This window comes from Streptomyces sp. NBC_01317, assembly GCF_035961655.1.
GTDB lineage: Bacteria > Actinomycetota > Actinomycetes > Streptomycetales > Streptomycetaceae > Streptomyces.
Genome location: NZ_CP108393.1, coordinates 3,248,528 through 3,268,424, shown reverse-complemented (window position 1 = coordinate 3,268,424; position 19,897 = coordinate 3,248,528). Strand labels below are relative to the sequence as shown.

The 19,897-nt window shown below is 71.3% G+C and carries 19 protein-coding genes and 1 riboswitch; of the genes, 12 read left to right on the top strand and 7 right to left on the bottom strand.

From position 1 onward, the window contains the following. Positions 1-85: 85 nt before the first annotated feature. The gene (locus OG349_RS13720; protein ID WP_327234887.1) at positions 86-682 is read right to left on the bottom strand and encodes a hypothetical protein; all 597 of its coding nucleotides are present in this window, start codon (positions 680-682) and stop codon (positions 86-88) included. Between the two features lie 285 nt (positions 683-967). Here OG349_RS13720 and OG349_RS13715 point away from each other — a divergent pair, with 285 nt between their 5' ends. The 5 genes from OG349_RS13715 to OG349_RS13695 all read left to right on the top strand — a co-directional run bounded on the left by OG349_RS13715 (position 968) and on the right by OG349_RS13695 (position 5,936). Next, complete coding sequence (locus tag OG349_RS13715; protein ID WP_327234886.1) at positions 968-1,828, top strand: bifunctional methylenetetrahydrofolate dehydrogenase/methenyltetrahydrofolate cyclohydrolase; 861 nt, start codon at positions 968-970, stop codon at positions 1,826-1,828. Positions 1,829-1,855: 27 nt separating this feature from the next. Further along, positions 1,856-2,599, top strand: a complete 744-nt coding sequence (locus OG349_RS13710; RefSeq protein WP_327234885.1) for a DUF3017 domain-containing protein — start codon at positions 1,856-1,858, stop codon at positions 2,597-2,599. 395 nt (positions 2,600-2,994) lie between these two features. Continuing rightward, positions 2,995-3,984, top strand: a complete 990-nt coding sequence (locus OG349_RS13705) for a malate dehydrogenase (RefSeq protein WP_327234884.1) — start codon at positions 2,995-2,997, stop codon at positions 3,982-3,984. Positions 3,985-4,190: 206 nt separating this feature from the next. Next, positions 4,191-5,693 (top strand): aldehyde dehydrogenase family protein, encoded by a 1,503-nt coding sequence (locus OG349_RS13700; protein WP_327234883.1) that lies wholly within the window; start codon positions 4,191-4,193, stop codon positions 5,691-5,693. 15 nt (positions 5,694-5,708) lie between these two features. Beyond that, positions 5,709-5,936 (top strand): hypothetical protein, encoded by a 228-nt coding sequence (locus OG349_RS13695; protein ID WP_327234882.1) that lies wholly within the window; start codon positions 5,709-5,711, stop codon positions 5,934-5,936. Between the two features lie 21 nt (positions 5,937-5,957). Here OG349_RS13695 and OG349_RS13690 read toward each other — a convergent pair whose 3' ends face one another. From OG349_RS13690 to OG349_RS13680, 3 genes are all read right to left on the bottom strand, one after another. Further along, entirely contained in the window at positions 5,958-7,556 is a 1,599-nt protein-coding gene (locus tag OG349_RS13690; RefSeq protein ID WP_327234881.1) for a purple acid phosphatase family protein, read from the bottom strand. Between the two features lie 155 nt (positions 7,557-7,711). Beyond that, positions 7,712-8,443: an isocitrate lyase/PEP mutase family protein gene (locus tag OG349_RS13685; protein WP_327234880.1), complete on the bottom strand. Its 732-nt coding sequence runs from the start codon at positions 8,441-8,443 to the stop codon at positions 7,712-7,714. Between the two features lie 65 nt (positions 8,444-8,508). Next, positions 8,509-9,030: a carboxymuconolactone decarboxylase family protein gene (locus OG349_RS13680; protein WP_327234879.1), complete on the bottom strand. Its 522-nt coding sequence runs from the start codon at positions 9,028-9,030 to the stop codon at positions 8,509-8,511. A 227-nt stretch (positions 9,031-9,257) separates the two neighbouring features. On the opposite strand from OG349_RS13680, the gene pdxR reads away from it, so the two are divergent. The 4 genes from pdxR (at position 9,258) to OG349_RS13660 (ending at position 12,782) form a co-directional block, all read left to right on the top strand. Then, on the top strand, positions 9,258-10,580 hold the full coding sequence (pdxR, locus tag OG349_RS13675) for a MocR-like pyridoxine biosynthesis transcription factor PdxR (protein WP_442806383.1): 1,323 nt from the start codon (positions 9,258-9,260) through the stop codon (positions 10,578-10,580). 135 nt (positions 10,581-10,715) lie between these two features. Further along, on the top strand, positions 10,716-11,105 hold the full coding sequence (locus OG349_RS13670; protein WP_327234877.1) for a VOC family protein: 390 nt from the start codon (positions 10,716-10,718) through the stop codon (positions 11,103-11,105). A gap of 139 nt (positions 11,106-11,244) precedes the next feature. Then, on the top strand, positions 11,245-11,526 hold the full coding sequence (locus OG349_RS13665; RefSeq protein ID WP_327234876.1) for a hypothetical protein: 282 nt from the start codon (positions 11,245-11,247) through the stop codon (positions 11,524-11,526). Between the two features lie 74 nt (positions 11,527-11,600). After that, a complete protein-coding gene (locus tag OG349_RS13660) occupies positions 11,601-12,782 on the top strand; it encodes a glutathionylspermidine synthase family protein (protein WP_327234875.1) in 1,182 nt (393 codons plus the stop codon). A gap of 18 nt (positions 12,783-12,800) precedes the next feature. Here OG349_RS13660 and rocD read toward each other — a convergent pair whose 3' ends face one another. Beyond that, entirely contained in the window at positions 12,801-14,006 is a 1,206-nt protein-coding gene (rocD, locus tag OG349_RS13655) for an ornithine--oxo-acid transaminase (RefSeq protein WP_327234874.1), read from the bottom strand. Between the two features lie 182 nt (positions 14,007-14,188). Next, positions 14,189-14,279, top strand: a riboswitch (ZMP/ZTP riboswitch). Positions 14,280-14,316: 37 nt separating this feature from the next. On the opposite strand from rocD, the gene glyA reads away from it, so the two are divergent. From glyA to OG349_RS13640, 3 genes are all read left to right on the top strand, one after another. Beyond that, on the top strand, positions 14,317-15,585 hold the full coding sequence (gene glyA / locus OG349_RS13650) for a serine hydroxymethyltransferase (protein WP_327234873.1): 1,269 nt from the start codon (positions 14,317-14,319) through the stop codon (positions 15,583-15,585). A gap of 132 nt (positions 15,586-15,717) precedes the next feature. Continuing rightward, on the top strand, positions 15,718-16,731 hold the full coding sequence (trpS, locus tag OG349_RS13645; RefSeq protein WP_327234872.1) for a tryptophan--tRNA ligase: 1,014 nt from the start codon (positions 15,718-15,720) through the stop codon (positions 16,729-16,731). Positions 16,732-16,939: 208 nt separating this feature from the next. Beyond that, on the top strand, positions 16,940-17,533 hold the full coding sequence (locus OG349_RS13640) for a 2'-5' RNA ligase family protein (RefSeq protein ID WP_161310161.1): 594 nt from the start codon (positions 16,940-16,942) through the stop codon (positions 17,531-17,533). 68 nt (positions 17,534-17,601) lie between these two features. Here OG349_RS13640 and OG349_RS13635 read toward each other — a convergent pair whose 3' ends face one another. Together OG349_RS13635 and OG349_RS13630 are read right to left on the bottom strand one after the other, a co-directional pair. After that, a complete protein-coding gene (locus OG349_RS13635; protein WP_327234871.1) occupies positions 17,602-18,357 on the bottom strand; it encodes a decaprenylphospho-beta-D-erythro-pentofuranosid-2-ulose 2-reductase in 756 nt (251 codons plus the stop codon). A gap of 56 nt (positions 18,358-18,413) precedes the next feature. After that, positions 18,414-19,772 carry an FAD-binding oxidoreductase gene (locus OG349_RS13630; protein WP_327234870.1) on the bottom strand — a complete coding sequence of 453 codons (1,359 nt, stop codon included), beginning with the start codon at positions 19,770-19,772 and terminating at the stop codon, positions 18,414-18,416. Positions 19,773-19,897 lie beyond the last annotated feature (125 nt).

The window sequence follows — 19,897 nt, the reverse complement described above, 5'->3', positions numbered from 1 at the left end:
GGTTCTTTTCTACGCACGGCAGAAGGCCGTAATACCCGCCTTTGGGAGGGTGTTACGGCCTTCTGCCATGACGGAGCCACAGAGCTCAGTACGTCTGAGGGTTGTTGCGGTTGAACCACGCGGCGCCGTCCGCCTTCGCCACGAATACGGTGATCAGGATGGCGAGGACCGTGTAGACCAGGCCGATCCCGATGAAGGGGTAGACCCCGAGGATCGCGGTGATCACACCGAACACGATCGTGGCGATACGGATGCCGTTGCCCCCCTTGCCGAGTTTCACGGCGAGGTAGACCGCGAACGCCAGCCACGCCACGGCGAAGACCACGGCAGCCCACAGCACGCCGCCCGAGTAGTCGGCGAGCTGCTGGAAGTCGACGTCGTCCTTGAGCTGCGCGTCGTTCTTGGCGGCGGAGACGCTGACGGCGCCGAGGGCGAAGAGAGCCGCACCGATGAGGTTGAGCCCCGCGATGACCCACAGCATCACGCGTGCGGCCTTCACCGAGCCCGGCATCTCGGTCGGGCCGGCGGGGAAGCCACCGCCGTACGGCTGGACCGGAGGGGCCTGCGGGTAGCCGTAACCCGGCTGGCCGGGCTGCTGGCCCTGCTGGGGGTAGCCGTAGCCGGGCTGTGCCGGTTGCTGGCCCTGTTGGCCGTAGGGGTTGTTCGGGTCGCCGAAACTCATGGCGGTCTTCCTCCGTTGGTGGTGCGGGGACGGCGGCCCACGCGGAGGAACATGACAAGACTGAGCGGTCTGCCCCCCGACGCTGTACCGCGCTCTGCGCGGTCATCGTGATATTTATCGGGACGTCTTGTCCAGGTGTTATGTGCAGGTGTTGTCCAAGCGCAACCTCCCGCCGCTGTTCCTTGCCCCCCGTGGGTCCCTGGTCGCGTGCCCGGCGCGCCCCGCGAGCGCCCGGACCGGGCCCCTAATTGGAACCGGGGTGGGTCCATCCGCGAGGATGGGGCCATGACCGCCCAGATTCTCGATGGCAAGGCCACCGCAGCCGCGATCAAGTCCGACCTGACCGCCCGCGTGGCGGCCCTCACGGCGCGGGGCGTCCTGCCCGGCCTGGGGACGCTGCTGGTCGGGGACGATCCCGGCAGCCGGTGGTACGTGAACGGCAAGCACCGCGACTGCGCGCAGGTCGGCATCGCGTCGATCCAGCGCGAACTCCCCGACACCGCGACCCAGGAAGAGATCGAGGCCGTCGTCGCGGAGCTGAACGCCAACCCCGAGTGCACGGGGTACATCGTGCAGCTGCCGCTGCCCAAGGGCATCGACACCAACCGCGTCCTGGAGCTGATCGACCCGTCCAAGGACGCGGACGGACTGCACCCCATGAGCCTCGGCCGGCTGGTGCTCAACGAGACGGGGCCGCTGCCGTGCACCCCGTACGGCATCATCCAGCTGCTGCGCCACCACGGCGTCGAGATCGCGGGCGCGCACGTGGTGGTCGTCGGACGCGGCGTCACGGTGGGGCGTTCGATCCCGCTGCTGCTGACCCGTAAGTCCGAGAACGCGACGGTGACGCAGTGCCACACCGGTACCCGCGACCTGTCGGCGCACCTCAGGCAGGCGGACATCATCGTGGCGGCGGCGGGCGTGCCGCACATCATCAAGCCCGAGGACGTGAAGCCGGGCGCGGCGGTCCTCGACGTCGGCGTCAGCCGGGACGAGCACGGCAAGATCGTCGGCGACGTGCACCCCGGGGTCGCCGAGGTGGCCGGCTGGATCTCGCCCAACCCGGGCGGTGTCGGCCCGATGACCCGCGCCCAGCTGCTGGTCAACGTGGTCGAGGCGGCCGAACGCGCCGTCGCCGCGGGCTGACCGGGTCCGAACGGGAAAGGGGCACCCATGGGTGCTGGTACGAGCGCGAGTGACACGCCGGAACCGAACGGTGTACGGCAGGCCGTCGCCGTGGAGCCGGGTGCCACGGGGGCGGCGGAGGCCGGCGCTGACGCGGGGGTGGGGCCGGACGCCGTTGTTGACGCGGGCGTGGACCTTGACGCGGGTGGGCGCGCGGGTGAGGGCCCCGATGTTGACGCGAACGTCGATCCGCGTGTGAGCGCGGGCGCGCGTACGGACGCGCGTGCGGACGCGGTTGCGGACACCGACCCGGACGAGGTCGCCGTACCCGCCGAGTCCACGTCCGGTGGCGATCCGGACGCCGACTCCCGTCCGGAGGAGTCCGACAGCGAGTCCGAGTCGCGCCGCTTCCCCGCCGTCACGACCGACACCGCGCGGCCCGAGGGCGGCGGCCGGGCCGCACCCCCGGACGCGCCCGCGCCCGCCCGGCAGTGGCCGCTGCTCAGCGTCCTCGGGACCGTCGGCCTCGGGCTCCTGGTCGTCGGCACACACCCCTTCGACGAGGCGTTCCGGATCGGCACGATCCTCATCGGCATCGCGCTGATCGGCGGCGCCGTCCTGCGCCGCGTCCTGCCGTCCGTCGGCATGCTCGCCGTGCGTTCGCGCTTCACCGACATGGTCACGTACGGCCTGCTGGGTCTGGTGATCATCATGCTCGCGCTGATGACGCAGCCCAAGCCGTGGCTGGAGATCCCGTTCCTGGAGGACATCGTCCACTCGACCGTGCCCTAAGGGCACATGAATCGGCCGGTTGCACGAGAACGGCGCTCGTCCCCTCCCCCGAGGGAGGACGAGCGCCGTTCGTCTGTGTCCGGGGTGTTTCCCTACATCATCAGCGTCATGGACGCGCAGGAGAGGATCAAGGGTTGCCTCCCGCCTGTGGCAGGGAGGTGACGATTCCGCCACGTGGCGCCCGTCCGCGTGCGGGACACCGCGTCAAGGCCGTGAGCCGTGCCACAAAGGGGGCGGCGATCCAGGGGCGCCGGGGTCCGATAGCCTGACCGCTGGATATCTCTTCACGTCAAGATTCGCATCGGGGTTGAGTCCGGAACCCCGACCGGCGCCGGGGAGATGTCCCGCACCAGGGGCAGGGACCCCCGCCACCCAGCTGTCTTACGGAGATCGCCATGACCCGCACTCCCGTGAATGTCACCGTCACCGGCGCGGCCGGCCAGATCGGCTACGCGCTGCTCTTCCGCATCGCCTCCGGCCATCTGCTCGGCGCGGATGTGCCGGTGAAACTGCGTCTCCTGGAGATCCCGCAGGGTCTCAAGGCCGCCGAGGGCACGGCGATGGAGCTCGACGACTCCGCGTTCCCGCTGCTGCGCGGCATCGAGATCACGGACGACCCGAACGTCGCCTTCGCCGGCGCCAACGTCGCGCTGCTGGTCGGCGCCCGCCCCCGTACGAAGGGCATGGAGCGCGGTGACCTGCTCTCCGCCAACGGCGGCATCTTCAAGCCGCAGGGCAAGGCCATCAACGACAACGCCGCGGACGACATCAAGGTCCTCGTCGTCGGCAACCCGGCCAACACGAACGCGCTGATCGCCCAGGCCGCCGCCCCGGACGTACCGGCCGAGCGCTTCACCGCCATGACCCGCCTGGACCACAACCGCGCGATCTCGCAGCTCGCCCGGAAGACGGGCGCGGCCGTCTCCGACATCCGCCGCCTGACCATCTGGGGCAACCACTCCGCGACGCAGTACCCGGACATCTTCCACGCGGAGATCGCCGGCAAGAACGCCGCGGAGACCGTCAACGACGAGGCGTGGCTGGCCGACACGTTCATCCCGACCGTCGCCAAGCGCGGCGCCGCGATCATCGAGGCGCGTGGCGCGTCCTCGGCCGCGTCCGCCGCCAACGCGGCCCTCGACCACGTGTACACCTGGGTCAACGGCACCGCCGAGGGTGACTGGACCTCCATGGGCATCCCGTCGGACGGCTCCTACGGCGTGCCGGAGGGCATCATCTCGTCCTTCCCCGTCACCACCAAGGACGGCGTGTACGAGATCGTCCAGGGCCTGGACATCAACGACTTCTCGCGGGCGCGGATCGACGCCTCGGTGAAGGAGCTCCAGGAAGAGCGCGACGCGGTGCGCGAGCTCGGCCTGATCTGATCCGGCCTGGTCCGATCTGATCGTCAACATATTCAGGCCCCGATCCGCCGACATACCCGGGCGGATCGGGGCCTTGTGCGTTCCCCGACGTGACCCCGCGTACTTTCGGACAGGGAAACCGCATGCTTACCGCCCCTTCGGGCAGGCGCCCCGCTCGCCAGTTCTCGCTGGTGGAGGACGTTCTGTAAGGGAAGGCAAGACCCGACGTGTCGGCACAACAGACCATTCATGTGGGCGGGGAGTGGCGCAAAGCCGTCTCCGGTGCCACACGCGACATCCTCGACCCCGCCGACGCGACGGTCCTCGCCGTGGTGTCCGAGGGCGGGACCGAGGACGCGGACGCGGCGGTCGCCGCGGCGCGTACGGCGTTCGACGAGGGCTCCTGGCCCCGGACCCCGGTCGCCGAGCGGGCCGCGCTGCTGCGCCGTACCGCCGATCTGCTGATCCGTAACCGCGAGAGCGTCGCGCTGCTGGAGAGCCGGGACTCCGGGAAGACCCTGGAGGAGGGCCGCGTCGACGTCGACTGCGTCGCCGAAACGTTCCGCTACTTCGCCGACCTGGTGATGAACGAGAGCGGCGGCCGGGTCGTGGACGCGGGTTCGGACACCGTCCACAGCGTGGTCGTCCACGAACCCGTCGGCGTCTGCGCGCTGATCACCCCCTGGAACTACCCGCTCCTCCAGGCCAGCTGGAAGATCGCACCCGCCCTCGCCGCGGGCAACACCTTCGTCGTCAAGCCCAGCGAACTCACGCCGCTCACGACGGTCGACCTCATCGACCTGCTCGCCGAGGCCGGCCTGCCCGCCGGGGTCGCCAATCTGGTCACCGGCGCGGGCGCCACGGTCGGCGCCCGGCTCGCCGAACACCCCGACGTGGACCTGGTCTCCTTCACCGGCGGCCTGAGCAGCGGTACGAAGGTGATGCGGGCGGCGGCCCCCGGCGTGAAGAAGGTCGCCCTGGAGCTGGGCGGCAAGAACCCGAACGTCGTCTTCGCCGACGCCTGCGCCACCGAGGAGGGCTTCGACACCGCCGTCGACCAGGCGCTGAACGCCGCCTTCATCCACAGCGGCCAGGTCTGCTCGGCCGGCTCACGGCTGATCGTCGAGGAGTCGGTACGCGAGCGCTTCGTCGGTGAACTGGCCCGGCGCGCCGAGCGCGTACGGCTCGGTCGCGGCACGGAGAAGGACGTGGAGTGCGGACCGCTCGTCTCCGACCGGCAGTTGGCGAAAACGGAGGAGTACGTCGCCTCCGCGCTCGCGGAAGGCGCGGTCCTGCGCTCCGGCGGCAAGCGCCCCGAGCCCTCCGGTGTCCGGTCCGCCGACGGCTACTTCTACGAGCCGACCGTCCTCGACCAGTGCCATCGCGGGATGCGGGTCGTACGGGAAGAGGTCTTCGGGCCCGTGCTGACCGTCGAGACCTTCCGGACGGAGGACGAGGCCGTGGCTCTCGCCAACGACACCCAGTACGGCCTGGCCGGCGGTGTCTGGAGCGCCGACCCGGGCCGGGCGCGGCGGGTCGCCGGGCGGCTGCGGCACGGGACCGTATGGATCAACGACTTCCACCCCTACCTCCCGCAGGCGGAGTGGGGCGGCTTCGGCAAGTCCGGGATCGGGCGGGAGCTGGGGCCGGCCGGGCTCGCCGAGTACCGCGAGGCCAAGCACATCTACCAGAACCTCGCGCCACGCCCCGTGCGCTGGTTCGCCGGCTGATGGGTGCCCCGGTCCGTGCCGCAGAGCAGCAGGCCGAGGAAGGGTGAGGACCTGTTCCCGGTGGTCGTCGCGCCGCGGCGGTGGGGCGAGGCGCATTTCTTCGACCGCGGGGAGGCGCACTCCGAGCTGCCGGACCGCGTACAGGAACGGCCGCTGCGGCCCGTCGAGATCCACGCGGCGGACGGCCGGCGGCTCGGCCCCGGCGGCACCCACGTACGAAAAGTGGGTGCCGCCGGGGCCTGAGCCGGTCTGTCACCGCGCTGTTCAGCGCTTCCCGTCGGAGCGCTTGCGGTGCAGCGTGAACTTCTCGAAGACCGACAGGTCTCCGTCGGGCTTGTTCACGTTGTAGTACGTGACGTGCAGGGTCGTGGTGTCACCGGCGTGCCGGCCGGGGTCGACGGTGAACGACGCGAAGCCGTACGGGTGGTCGACGTCGCGGACCCCCGTCCAGACGGCCTGCTCCTTGACGTACGTCGAGGTGCGCTTGGAACCGGCCGGCGCGGACGCCGACACCGCCGTGATCACCTTCGCGGTCCCGTCCTTGAAGAAGGACTGATTGGTCGTCCCGGAGACGCCGCCGCCACCGAGGATCATGTGCACGGTGCCGTGGGTGGTGTCGATGGCGTCCGTCGCGGACGACACCGGGTTGGGCGTGAGCGTCTCGCTGCCGGAGACCACCCCGCGAACGGCCAGGGAGCGCTCGTAGTTGTGCTCGTGTCCGCAGAGGACGAGGTCGACGCCGTACTTGTCGAACAGCGGCCCGTACTTCTGCCGCAGCCCGAGGTCGGCGCCGTTGGCGTCGGTGGAGCTGATCATCACCTGGTGCATGGCGACGACCACCCAGTCGATGTCACGGGAGGAGCGGGCGGCCCGCAACTCCTTCTCCAGGAAGGCGAGCTGGCGGCCACCGGAGTAGCCGCTGATGTACACGTCACCGCCGTCCTGGAGGGCGTTGTCGTCGTTCTGGAGCACGATCACCCGCACCGAGCCGGCCGTGAACGCGTACCAGAGGTTGTCGAGTTCGGCGTCCGTCTCCGTGGAGGGCAGGTCGAAGTACGTCTGGTACGCGCCGAGCCCGAGGGGGCCGTTGGCCTTCTCGATCTCGTGGTTGCCGGCCGCCGGCATCCACGCGCGGAAGCGCGCGGAACGGGTGTTGTTGGTGAAGAAGTTGTTCCAGGTCCGCACGCGGTCGACGTCGAGATTCGCGTAGCAGAGGTCGCCGTTGAGCAGGTGGAAGAGGGGCGCCACCTGCTCGATGCCCGTGACGATGTCCTTGGTGGCGGGGGTCGAGTTGGCGTCCATGACGCTGGTGCCGTCGGCCGACCAGGTCACCTGCGGCGCCGACTGGTCGCCGAAGCTGGTGAAGGTCAGCGGGGCCCGCCCGCGCGGCGCGGTCCTGAACACGGCGCTGTCCGGGGTCGCCCCCTCGTGCGAGGCCATGTACACGTAGTCCGTACCGGGCTTGAGGCGGGACAGCTCCGCGTGGTGCACGTACACGACCCGGCCGGACTTGCCGTCGGTGTACGTACGGGTCCTGGCGACCGTGCTGGAACCGAAGCCGTGCTCCGGCGTCCCGTACATCACGCGGGGCCGCTTGACCGGGCCGTCGGTGAGCCAGGAGACGACCATCTGGCTGCTGGGGTCGGCCCCGAAGGTCAGGTGCAGGCCCTGCACCGGCGGCGCGCCGCCCGCGTCGGCCGTCGGGTGGAAGGCGGGGGAGCCGAAGGAGGTGTCGGCGGCGGCCGGGGTGGCGCCCAGCAGCGGAAGCGCGGCGGCGCCGGCGCCGGCCGTTCCCAGCAGGCCCAGCGCGTGGCGGCGGCTGAGGCCGTCGGGGAGGTCCGCCGAATCGTTCGATGTGGCCATCGTTGTTCCTTTCGGGGGTGTTTCGGCAAGCACGCGAACACTCGTCCGCGTCCGCGACCACCCGATGAACACGACCTTGCGGAGGCACGACAAAACGCGCCGCAGCCTTCCGGTCACCAAACGGCAGGAGTTGACCCCATTCGTCGCCGCCTTCGTCAGCCCCCGGACACGTCCCGGCCCCGGAGTTGGTCCGCGATCGCCCGGACCGCCGTCATCGCCCGGCGCTGGAACCCCGGGCCGAAGGTGACGCGGGTCGCGCCGAGCCGGCCGCACTCGGCCACGGCGGGGCCGTCCGGTGTCGCGAGGGCGTTGACGGGTCCGTCGACCCCGGCGCGTACGGCGGCAAGTGCCCTGGCCGGTGCGGTGATCGGATAGACGCAGTCCGCGCCGGCCGCCACGTACAGCCGGGCCCGCGCCACCGCTTCGGCCGGATCGGCGACCCCGCGGAGGAAGGTGTCGACGCGTGCGTTGACGAAGAGGTGGCCGCCGGCCTCCGCCCGTACCTCCGCCAGCCGGTCCGCCTGCCGCCGCGCGTCCTGGAGGACACCGCCCGACGAGTCCTCCAGGTTGCAGCCCACGGCTCCGGCGTCCAGGAGCCGGGCCACCAGCTCCTGGGGCGGCAGACCGTACCCGTCCTCGATGTCCGCCGAGACCGGTACGGAGACGGCGCGCGTGATCCGTGCGATCGCGGCGAACATCTCGTCCGCCGGGGTAGCGCCGTCCTCGTATCCGAGCGAGGCCGCGACCCCGGCGCTCGGCACGGCGAGCGCCGGGAAGCCCGCGTCCGCGAACGCCCGGGCACTGGCCGCGTCCCAGGGGCCCGGCAGGACGAGCGGGTCACCGGGGGCGCGGTGGTGGTGCAGGGCGCGGAAGGCCGAGGCTGTCATCGGGGCTCGTATTCCAAGGAATGGCGGGGATGCGGGGACACGCCGATACGGGGGTCCGTGCCGGCTCAGCTCTTGGGCGAGCCCGGCGTGTAGTGCCCCGGGACCGCCCGGGTCGCCACCGAGAACCGGTTCCAGCTGTTGATCACGGTGATCGCCGCGATCAGGTGGGCCAGTTCGGTCTCGTCGAAGTGGGCGGCGGCCGTCTCGTACACCGCGTCCGGCACAAAACCGTCCGTCAGGACGGTGATCGCCTCGGTCAGTTCGATCGCCGCGATCTCCTTGGGCGTGTAGAAGTGCCGCGACTCCTCCCACGCGCTCAGCTGGATGATCCGCTCCACCGATTCCCCGGCCGCCAGCGCGTCCTTCGTGTGCATGTCGAGGCAGAACGCGCAGTGGTTGATCTGCGACGCACGGATCTTGACCAGTTCGAGCAGGGTGGGGTCGACGCCCTGCCGGGCCGCCGCGTCCAGGCGGACCATGGCCTTGTAGACCTCGGGGGCGAGCTTCGCCATGGCCAGGCGGGGGGTGTGCTCGGGGGCGTACGTGTGGGTGTGGGCGGTGGTCCTGATCGCTTCGCTCGTCGTCATGCCACCGACGATAGGCAACCGGTGGCACAGGCGTATGGTCCACTTCCATGACGGATTCCTGGGCCAATACGACACCCGGCGAGGAGCCCGGCGAGGCGCGCGACACACCGGGCGATCACATCCCGGGCGACCACACCCCCGACCACCGCACCCCACCGGACCACCGCACCGTCCTGGGCACCGACCTCCACCTGGAGCTGCGCGGCCCCGGACTGCGTACCGGCCTCATGGACGCCCTGCGCGAAGCCGTACGCACCGGCCGGCTCGCCCCCGGCATCCGGCTGCCCTCCTCCCGCTCCCTCGCCGCCGACCTCGGCATCGCGCGGAACACCGTCGCCGACGCCTACGCCGAGCTGGTCGCCGAGGGCTGGCTCACCGCCCAGCAGGGCTCGGGCACCCGCGTGGCCCGCCGCGCCGCGCCCCGTACCCCCGCACCCGCCGCGCCCAGGACCCGCCCCGCCCACCGCAGGGCCACGTACAGCCTGATGCCCGGCGCCCCCGACCTCGCCGGATTCCCCCGCGCGCAGTGGCTCAGGGCCGCGCGCCGGGCGCTGACCGACGCGCCCCACGAGGCGTTCGGGTACGGCGACCCGGCCGGCCTGGCCGAACTGCGTACCGTCCTCGCCGACTACCTGGCCCGGGCACGCGGGGTGTACGCGGCCCCCGAACGGATCGTCATCTGCTCCGGCTTCTTCCACGGGCTGACGCTGCTGGGCACGGTCCTCAGGGCGCGCCGGGTGCGCGCGGTGGCCGTCGAGTCGTACGGCCTGCGTCAGCACCGGAAGGTGTTGACGGACGCGGGCCTCCGCACCCCCGCGCTGCCGCTGGACGGGTACGGCACCCGGACCGGGGAGCTGGCGGGTGTACGGGGCGCCGGGGCGGTGCTGCTGACCCCGGCGCACCAGTTCCCGACCGGGGTCGCGCTCCACCCCGACCGGCGCGCCGCCGCCGTCGACTGGGCGCGCGCGACCGACGGGCTGATCCTGGAAGACGACTACGACGGAGAATTCCGCTACGACCGCCAGCCCGTCGGCGCCCTCCAAGGCCTCGATCCGGAGCGGGTGGTCTACCTCGGCACCGCGAGCAAGTCCCTGGCGCCGGGGCTGCGGCTCGGCTGGATGGTGCTCCCCGAGGGGCTGGTGGCGGAGGTGACCGCGGCGAAGGGGGAGGTGGACTGGGCGTCGAGCGCGCTGGACCAGCTCACGCTCGCGGAGTTCATCGCCTCGGGCGCGTACGACCGTCATGTCCGCTTCATGCGGCTGCGCTACCGGCGCCGCCGCGACCAGCTCGTGGAGGCGCTCGCCGGGCGGCCCGACATCCGGGTGACGGGCATCGCCGCCGGGCTGCACGCCGTGGTCGAGCTTCCCGCCGGCACCGAACGGTCCGTGATCGAGGCGGCGGCCTGGCAGGGACTCGCGGTCAGCGGTCTGGCGCGTTTTCGCCACGAGACGGCGGAGCCGGGACCGGACGCGCTGGTCGTCGGTTACGGAACACCGCCGGTCAGCGCGTGGGCGGGCGCGCTGGACGCGCTGTGCCGCGCGCTGCCGTGACCGCCGATGTCGTGAAAAGTGTGGTGACAGCACGGGCCCCCGAGCCTAAGATCTTCTGTACGGCATCGCGTGTCGGTCACCGTCCGGGTGAGGCATGGAGGTAGCCCGTGAGTTGCCTTACGGAGGCAATCCACTGTGTCGGTCCAGTTGAATCACACCATCGTCCACTCCCGTGACAACCGGGAATCCGCGACCTTCTTCGGTCGCGTCATGGGGCTCGAAGTAGGCTCCGAGTGGGGCCCGTTCATCCCCGTCGAGCTGAGCAACGGCGTCACCCTCGACTTCGCGACCATCCCGGCGGAGTCGATCGTCACGCAGCACTACGCGTTCCTGGTCAGCGAAGAGGAGTTCGACGAGATCTTCGGCCGTATCCAGGGCGAGGGACTCACCTATTACGCCGACCCGCACCGCAAGCACCCCGGCGAGATCAACCACAACGACGGCGGGCGCGGTGTCTACTTCCTCGACCCGGCGGGCCACGCGCTGGAGTGCATCACGCGCCCGTACGGCGGGTTCGTGAACTAGGGCTCCGGGTCGCCCTCGTGGGGCAGGGCCTAGGCTGGGTGGCGGTTCGATCGACAGTTCGTACGGACGAGCCTGTGTACGGTTCCGGAGCCGGGGCCGTACACAGGCTCGTGTCGGTATCCGAGGGGGAGGACGGCGCATGGCCGCGCGGCAACGGAGACTGAGGTCGAGCGGGGTAGTGCTCGGCGGCATGGGGATGCTGGCGCTCACGCTCACCGCGTGCGGTTCCGACCCGGACAAGCGGTGCGTCGACCGCGTGACCCACGAGAAGCTGCCCAAGTACGAGTGTGACGACGACAACGGCCGTGGCGGGTACTACTACGGCGGCTCGTTCAAGAACGGCAAGGCCCAGGGCGGCAGCTTCGACAAGTCGGCGGTCGACCGGGGCGGCTTCGGCCATTCCGGCTCCGGCGGCGGCTGACCGGCGCCCCGGCGCCCCGGCGCCCCGGCGCCCCGGCGCCCCGGAGACCCGCTGACGAGCCCGGAGACCCGCTGATGAAACGTCACACCGTCACACCCCGCCCCGGCTGGCAGCGGACCGTCGAGGAACAGGGCGTCATCTACCCGCTCACCCGCCACCCGGACGGGTCCCTGCGCCCGTACTGGGACGAAAGCGCCTACTACAGCTTCACGCTGCCCGAGGTCGAGGCGCTCGAAGAGGTCGTCGAGGAACTGCACACGATGTGCCTGGGCGCCGCCGCGCACATCGTGGAACACGACCGGTTCGCCGACCTCGGCATCACCGATCCCCGACTCGCCGCGCTGATCGCCGAGTCCTGGCGCCGCCGCGCCGAACTGCCCACCCTCTACGGCCGCTTCGACCTGCGCTACGACGGTACGGGCCCGGCCAAGATGCTGGAGTACAACGCTGACACCCCCACCTCGCTGGTCGAGGCCGCGAGTGCCCAGTGGTTCTGGATGGAGGAGCTTTTCCCCGGCGCCGACCAGTGGAACTCCCTCCACGAACGGCTGGTCGACGCCTGGCGCAACCAGGCGTCCCTCCTGCCGCCCGGCCCCGTGCACTTCGTCCACTCCGACGGGGACGAGCTGGGCGAGGACCTGATGACGGTCGCGTACCTGCGCGAGACCGCCGCGCAGGCCGGCCTCGCCACCGACGCGCTGTCCGTCGAACGGCTCGGCTGGGACGGGCTGTCCGGCCGCTTCGTGGACGAGCGGCTGCGGTTCGTCCGCAGCTGCTTCAAGCTCTACCCGTGGGAGTGGCTGACCACCGACCGGTTCGGCCCGCACGTCCTGGACACCCTCGACAACGGCGGCGGCACCGGCACCACCTGCTGGATCGAACCCGCCTGGAAGATGCTCCTCTCCAACAAGGCGCTCCTCGCGATCCTCTGGGAACTCCACCCCGGCCACCCGAATCTGCTGGCCGCCTATCTCGACGGCCCCCGCGAACTCGCCGACAAGGGCGGCTACGTCGCCAAACCCCTGCTCGGCCGCGAGGGCGCGGGCGTCACCCTCCACGAACCGGGCGGCCCGCCCGCCGCGCCCGACGAACCCTCCTGCTACCAGGAGTTGGCGCCCCTGCCCGACTTCGACGGCAACCGCGTGGTGCTCGGGGCATGGGTCGTGGAGCACGAGGCGGCGGGGCTCGGCATCCGCGAGTCGTCGGGCCCGGTCACGGACGAGTACGCCCGCTTCCTGCCGCACGTGATCCTCTAGGCCGGCGCGCGGTGCCCGTTATTCCGCGAGTACGGCCCTGAGCTGGTCGAGCCCCCAGTCCAGGTCCTCCTTGCTGATCACCAGCGGCGGCGCCAGCCGGATCGTCGAGCCGTGCGTGTCCTTCACCAACACCCCCCGGTCCATCAGCCGCTCGGAGATCTCCCGGCCCGTGCCCAGCGCCGGAGCGATGTCCACCCCGGCCCACAACCCCCGCCCCCGCACGGTCTCCACGGCCCCGCCGCCCGCCAACAGCCCCAGCTCCCGGTGGAGATGGTCGCCCAGCTCCGCCGCCCGCCGCTGGAACTCCCCGGTCTCCAGCATCGCCACGACCTCCAGCGCCACCGCGCACGCCAGCGGATTGCCGCCGAACGTCGAACCGTGCTCACCGGGCCGGAACACCCCCAGCACCTCCGCCGAGGACACCACCGCCGACACCGGCACCACCCCGCCGCCCAGCGCCTTGCCCAGCACGTACATGTCGGGCACCACCCCCTCGTGCTCGCACGCGAAGGTCTTCCCGGTCCTGCCGAGGCCCGACTGGATCTCGTCCGCGATGAAGAGGACGTTCCGCTCGCGCGTCAGTTCCCGTACCGCCGCGAGGTAGCCCGGCGGCGGCACCAGCACCCCCGCCTCACCCTGGATGGGCTCCAGCAGGACCGCCACCGTGTTGTGCGTGATCGCGGCCTCCAGCGTGGTGAGATCGCCGTACGGGACGATCTCGAAGCCCGGGGTGTACGGACCGAAGTCCGCCCGCGCCTCGGTGTCCGTGGAGAAGCTGATGATCGTGGTCGTCCGGCCGTGGAAGTTGTTCCCCGCCACGATGATCTTCGCGCGGCCGTCCGGCACGCCCTTGACCTGGTACCCCCACTTCCTGGCGGTCTTGACCGCCGTCTCCACGGCCTCCGCGCCCGTGTTCATGGGCAGCACCATCTCCATGCCGCACAGCTCCGCCAGCCGCGTACAGAACTCGGCGAAACGGTCGTGGTGGAACGCCCGCGACGTGAGCGTCACCCGCTCCAGCTGCGCCTTCGCCGCGTCGATCAGTCTTCTGTTGCCGTGACCGAAGTTGAGCGCCGAATACCCGGCGAGCATGTCGAGGAAGCGCCGCCCCTCGACATCGGTCATCCACGCGCCGTCCGCCGTGGCGACGACGACCGGGAGCGGGTGGTAGTTGTGCGCGCTGTGAGCCTCCGCCGAGGCGATGGCGTTCTCCGTTGTCGACACGGGTACTCCGTTCGTCCGGGACGGCGGGTCCGGTCGTCCGTGACGGTCGTCCGTCACGGGGTCGTCCGGGACAAGCTGTCCGGCGCGGGCAGGGACAACCTCCAGTTTCTCCCGTCCTTCGCCACTTGGGCCGGGAAACCTCCGTCCCGGCGTGCCCCGGCGGGAAAACCTCTAGGCTGGCCGTACCGTACGGCGACTGGCGAACGCGGAAACGACCGCGGGGGAGCCGTACGGTGCGACACGTACGAGGTGCCGTCCGCCTGGGCGCCCCGGGACAACGACCCAGCAGCGGTTCGCCCCGGAGGACGCCATGACACCCACGCCCCGCCATCCCGCACTGTCGGCCACCGACCCCGGCCTGGCCGCCCTCGTCGGCGCCGAGGAGCGGTTGCAGGCCGAGACCCTGCGCCTGATCCCCAGCGAGAACTACGTCTCGTCCGCCGTCCTGGAGGCCTCGGGCACCGTCCTCCAGAACAAGTACAGCGAGGGCTATCCAGGCCGCCGCTACTACGAGGGCCAGCAGGTCATCGACCAGGTCGAGCGGCTCGCCGTGGACCGCGCCAAGGCCCTCTTCGGCGTCGAGCACGCCAACGTCCAGCCCTACTCCGGATCGCCGGCCAACCTCGCCGTCTACCTGGCCTTCGCCGAGCCCGGCGACACCATCATGGGCATGGCCCTCCCGATGGGCGGCCACCTGACCCACGGCTGGAGCGTCTCGGCCACCGGCCGGTGGTTCCGGGGGGTCCAGTACGGCGTACGCCAGGACACCGGCCTGATCGACTTCGACGCGGTCCGCGAGCTGGCCCTCAAGGAGCGCCCCAAGCTGATCTTCTGCGGCGGTACGGCCCTGCCCCGCACGATCGACTTCGCCGCCTTCGGCGAGATCGCCCGGGAGTCCGGCGCGCTGCTCGTCGCCGACGTCTCCCACATCGCCGGCCTGATCGCGGGCGGCGCCCACCCCTCACCGGTCCCGTACGCCGACGTCATCTCCACGACCACCCACAAGACCCTGCGCGGCCCGCGCGGGGCGATGCTCCTGTCCCGGGAGGAGCACGCGAAGGCCATCGACAAGGCGGTCTTCCCCGGCCTCCAGGGCGGCCCCCACAACCAGACCACCGCCGCCATCGCGGTCGCCCTCCACGAGGCGGCCCGCCCCTCCTTCCGCGACTACGCGCACGCGGTCGTGGCCAACGCCCGCGCCCTCGCGGACGAGCTGCTCGCCCGCGGCTTCGACCTGGTCTCGGGCGGTACGGACAACCACCTGGTCCTGATCGACCTCACCCCCAAGGAGGTCCCCGGCAAGATCGCCGCGAAGGCGCTCGACCGCGCGGGGATCGTGGTCAACCACAACACCGTGCCGTACGACACCAGGAAGCCCTTCGACCCCTCGGGCATCCGCGTCGGCACCCCCTCCCTCACCTCCCGTGGCCTGTCCACCGACCACATGGCGACGATCGCCGACTGGATCGACCGAGCGGTCACAGCGGCGTCCAAGGACGACGAACCGACCCTGACGGCGATCCGCGCGGAAGTGGCAACCCTGATGTCCGCCTTCCCGGCCCCTGGCCTGCCGACCTGAGCCAGGCCGCTGGTCCCTCCGGGCGCCGGGGCGGCACACGCCCCGGCGCCCGGACGCCCCCGGAAGATCGATTCGAGGGCCCGTCGGAGATCCGTTGCGGAGCTGTCGGTGGCACCTGAGAGAATAATGAGCATGGCTTCTGACCGTCCCCGCGCACTCTCCGGTATCCAGCCCACCGCCGGTTCGTTCCACCTCGGGAATTACCTCGGTGCCGTCCGCCAGTACGTCGCCCTCCAGGAGACCCACGACGCGTTCTACATGGTCGTGGACCTGCACGCGATCACGGTTCCCCAGGACCCCGCCGAGCTGCGCGCCAACACCCGCCTCGCGGCCGCGCAGCTCCTCGCGGCCGGGCTCGACCCGCAGCGGTGCACGCTCTTCGTCCAGAGCCATGTGCCCGAGCACGCCCAGCTCGCCTGGGTCATGAACTGCATCACCGGCTTCGGCGAGGCCTCCCGGATGACGCAGTTCAAGGACAAGTCCGCCAAGCAGGGCACGGACCGCGCGACCGTCGGGCTGTTCACGTACCCGATCCTCCAGGTCGCCGACATCCTGCTCTACCAGGCCGACGCCGTCCCCGTCGGCGAGGACCAGCGGCAGCACGTGGAGCTGACCCGCGACCTGGCCGAGCGCTTCAACTCGCGCTTCGGCCCGACCTTCACGGTCCCGGCGCCGCACATCGTCAAGGAGGTCGCGAAGATCTACGACCTCCAGGACCCCACGATCAAGATGAGCAAGTCGGCGTCCACGCCCAAGGGCCTGATCAATCTGCTCGACGAGCCCAAGGCGACCGCGAAGAAGATCAAGAGCGCGGTCACCGACACCGGCAGCGAGATCGTCTTCGACACCGCCGCCAAGCCGGGCGTGAGCAATCTGCTCACCATCTACTCCACGCTGACCGGCGTCACGATCGCGGATCTGGAGCAGAAGTACGAGGGCAAGGGCTACGGCGCGCTGAAGACGGACCTCGCCGACGTCATGGTCGACTTCGTCACACCGTTCCGGACGCGCACCCAGGAATACCTGGACGACCCGGAGACGCTGGACTCGATCCTGGCCGAAGGCGCCGAGAAGGCCCGTACGGTTGCTGCGGAGACCCTCGCCCAGACGTACGACAGAGTGGGTTTCCTGCCCGCCAAGCACTGACGCGGAGAGCCGGGCCGGTCGCTCCGCGCGACGGCCGGCCCGGCGCCCCGCCCAGGCGCCCGGCGCCGCCCGAAGTCGTGACATCCCGACCTCGGGGGGTGCTGGTCAGCCGGGCGGTACGACCGTCACACTGACGGGCGGTACCGCCCTCGCGCGACCCGCGCGAACCCGCACCACCACCCGACACACACGGACTGAGGAGAACGACGTGGGGACCGTAACGCTCGGCGTTTCGATCGCGGTCCCGGAGCCGTACGGCAGCCTGCTCCAGGAGCGGCGTGCGGCCTTCGGCGACACGGCCGCGCCCGGCATCCCCACCCACGTCACCCTCCTTCCCCCGACCGAGGTCGACGCGGCGGGACTGCCCGCGATCGAGGCACACCTCGCCGCCGTCGCGGCGGCCAGCCGCCCGTTCCCGATGCGGCTGTCCGGTACGGGGACGTTCCGCCCGCTCTCCCCGGTCGTCTTCGTCCAGGTCGTCGAGGGCGCCTCGGCCTGCACGTGGCTCCAGAAGCGGGTACGGGACTCCTCGGGCCCGCTCGTACGGGAACTCCAGTTCCCGTACCACCCCCATGTCACCGTGGCCCACGGCATCGCCGAGGAGGCGATGGACCGCGCCTACGAGGAGCTGGCCGACTACGGGGCGCACTGGAGCTGCACCTCCTTCGCGCTGTACGAGCAGGGCGCGGACCTGGTCTGGCGCAAGCTGCACGAGTACGCGTTCGGCGGGGGCGGGGAGATCTCGGGGGTGCCCTCGCAGAGCACCCCCGTGGACCGGCACGCGCGCTCTTTGCGGCCCTGAGAGTCGCAAGGACGCTCCAGACGCTCTAGAAAGTGCCCAGACGCTCTAGAACGAGCCGCACGGACGGTCTAGACCGGCAGCCGCCGGAACAGCGGCCTCGGCAGGTGCCGCAGCGCCGACATCACCACCCGCATCGCCCCGGGCACCCACACCGCCTCCGAGCGCCGCCGCAGCCCCAGCTCGATCGCCAGCGCGACCGCCTCCGGCGTGGTCGCCAGCGGCGTCTCCTCCAGGCCCGCCGTCATCTTCGACCGTACGAACCCGGGCCGCACGATCATGACCTGCACCCCCGTGCCGTGCATCGCGTCGCCCAGCCCCTGGGCGAACGAGTCCAGGCCGGCCTTGCTCGACCCGTAGATGAAGTTCGCGCGCCGCGCCCGCTCCCCGGCCACCGACGAGAGCACCACCAGCGAGCCGTGCCCCTGCGTCTGGAGCGCGCCCGCGCACACCAGCCCCGCCGAGATCGCGCCGGTGTAGTTGGTCTGCGCGACGCGCACCGCCGCGAGCGGCGCGGCCTCGTCGTGCGCCTGGTCGCCGAGGACCCCGAACGCCAGCAGCACCATGTCGATGTCGCCCTCCGCGAAGACCTTCCCCAGGGTCTCCTCGTGCGAGGCCGGGTCCAGGGCGTCGAAGTCGACCGTACGGACGTCCGCACCGAGCGTGCGCAGCCCGTCGGCGGCGGTCTCCAGGGCGGGGGAGGGGCGGCCGGCCAGCCAGACCGTACGGGTCCGCCGGGCGATCATCCGGCGGGCGGTGGCCAGGCCGATCTCGGACGTGCCTCCGAGGATGAGCAAGGACTGCGGGATACCGAAGGCGTCCTTCATCGGGGGATCTCCTTAAGAGGTGCTCAAGAGGTGAGAGAGAAACGGGTGAGGGAGCGTCAGAGACCCAGCCGCCGTGCCAGGTCGGAGGTGAAGACGGACCGCGGGTCCAGCCCGGCCCGCAGGGCCCGGAAGTCCTCCAGGCGCGGATACATCGCGGTCACCAGGTCGGGCCGCAGCCGCGCGTCCTTCGCGAGATAGACCCGGCCGCCCGCCGTCGCGACCTCCTCGTCCAGCTCGTCCAGGAACGAGCCGAGGCCGCTCAGCCCGACGGGGATGTCCAGCGCCAGCGTCCAGCCGGCCATCGGGAACGACAGCCACCCGGGATCGCCCTCGCCGAAGCGCTTGAGCACGGCGAGGAAGGACGGACAGCCGCGCCGCGCGATGCTGCGCACGATCCGCCGCAGCGTCTCCTCCTGCCCGTACCCGACGACGAACTGGTACTGGACGAAGCCGTCGCGTCCGTAGACGCGGTTCCAGTGCGGCACGCCGTCGAGCGGGTGGAAGAACGACGACAGGCGCTGGAGTTCCCCGGTCCGCCGGCGGGGGGCCCGGCGGTACCACAGTTCGTTGAAGACGCCGACCGTGGTGCGTCCCAGGAGTCCTGACGGTACGTGGGAGGGCGCGGCGGGCAGCTGCGCGGGCCGGAACGTGAGCGGGCGCCGCCGCGCGCGTGCCGGGAGCGCGTCCAGCGGCGCGTGCTCCCCGCGCGTCAGTACGGCGCGCCCCAGCGCCGCCCCCCGCCCCCGCGCGAGCAGATCGATCCAGGCGACCGAGTACCGGTAGCGGTGGTCGGTCGCCGTGAGCCGCGCCAGCAGGTCGTCCAGGTCCGTGGCGCGTTCCGTGTCGACGGACATCAGCGAGGTCGCGACCGGAAGGAGCTGGACGGTCGCCGAGAGGATCACGCCCGTGAGCCCCATCCCGCCCGCCGTCGCGTCGAAGAGCGGGGTGCCGGGGAGGACCGTACGGATCTCGCCGTCCGCCGTCAGCAGGTCCAGGGACCGTACGTGGCGGGCGAACGAGCCCGAGACGTGGTGGTTCTTGCCGTGGATGTCGGCGCTGACCGCCCCGCCGACCGTCACATAACGGGTCCCGGGGGTGACCGGCACGAACCACCCCAGCGGCAGCAGCACCTTCATCAGCCGGTGCAGGCTGGTCCCCGCGTCGCAGACGACCACCCCCGCCTCCGCGTCGATCGTGCGGACGCGGTCCAGGGCCGTCATGTCGAGGACCGAACCGCCCGCGTTCTGCGCCGCGTCGCCGTAGGCCCGGCCGAGCCCCCGGGCGATCGAACCGCGGCGCCCGCAGTCGCGTACGGCCGCGGCGGCCTCCTCGTAGGAGCGGGGTCGTACCAGCAGGGCGGTGGTGGGGGCGGTACGGCCCCAGCCGGTCATGGAGACGGCGGTATCGACAGACATATGGGTGACCGTATCGCCCCATACCTCATTCTTTGTCGCCTTTGGTGCAATGCCTGAGGGAACTCGTATGAATGGGTGGTCGGGGGAGCGTTTTAGGACGGCGAACCGAGATCACCCCTGATCCC

Excerpts from the sequence above, each read along its gene's own strand:
- OG349_RS13720 (WP_327234887.1), bottom strand. The coding sequence starts at position 682 with ATGAGTTTCGGCGACCCGAACAACCCCTACGGCCAACAGGGCCAGCAA.
- OG349_RS13715 (WP_327234886.1), top strand. The coding sequence starts at position 968 with ATGACCGCCCAGATTCTCGATGGCAAGGCCACCGCAGCCGCGATCAAG.
- OG349_RS13710 (WP_327234885.1), top strand. The coding sequence starts at position 1,856 with ATGGGTGCTGGTACGAGCGCGAGTGACACGCCGGAACCGAACGGTGTA.
- OG349_RS13705 (WP_327234884.1), top strand. The coding sequence starts at position 2,995 with ATGACCCGCACTCCCGTGAATGTCACCGTCACCGGCGCGGCCGGCCAG.
- OG349_RS13690 (WP_327234881.1), bottom strand. The coding sequence starts at position 7,556 with ATGGCCACATCGAACGATTCGGCGGACCTCCCCGACGGCCTCAGCCGC.
- OG349_RS13685 (WP_327234880.1), bottom strand. The coding sequence starts at position 8,443 with ATGACAGCCTCGGCCTTCCGCGCCCTGCACCACCACCGCGCCCCCGGT.
- OG349_RS13680 (WP_327234879.1), bottom strand. The coding sequence starts at position 9,030 with ATGACGACGAGCGAAGCGATCAGGACCACCGCCCACACCCACACGTAC.
- pdxR (WP_442806383.1), top strand. The coding sequence starts at position 9,258 with ATGGACGCCCTGCGCGAAGCCGTACGCACCGGCCGGCTCGCCCCCGGC.
- OG349_RS13665 (WP_327234876.1), top strand. The coding sequence starts at position 11,245 with ATGGCCGCGCGGCAACGGAGACTGAGGTCGAGCGGGGTAGTGCTCGGC.
- OG349_RS13660 (WP_327234875.1), top strand. The coding sequence starts at position 11,601 with ATGAAACGTCACACCGTCACACCCCGCCCCGGCTGGCAGCGGACCGTC.
- glyA (WP_327234873.1), top strand. The coding sequence starts at position 14,317 with ATGACACCCACGCCCCGCCATCCCGCACTGTCGGCCACCGACCCCGGC.
- trpS (WP_327234872.1), top strand. The coding sequence starts at position 15,718 with ATGGCTTCTGACCGTCCCCGCGCACTCTCCGGTATCCAGCCCACCGCC.
- OG349_RS13635 (WP_327234871.1), bottom strand. The coding sequence starts at position 18,357 with ATGAAGGACGCCTTCGGTATCCCGCAGTCCTTGCTCATCCTCGGAGGC.
- OG349_RS13630 (WP_327234870.1), bottom strand. The coding sequence starts at position 19,772 with ATGTCTGTCGATACCGCCGTCTCCATGACCGGCTGGGGCCGTACCGCC.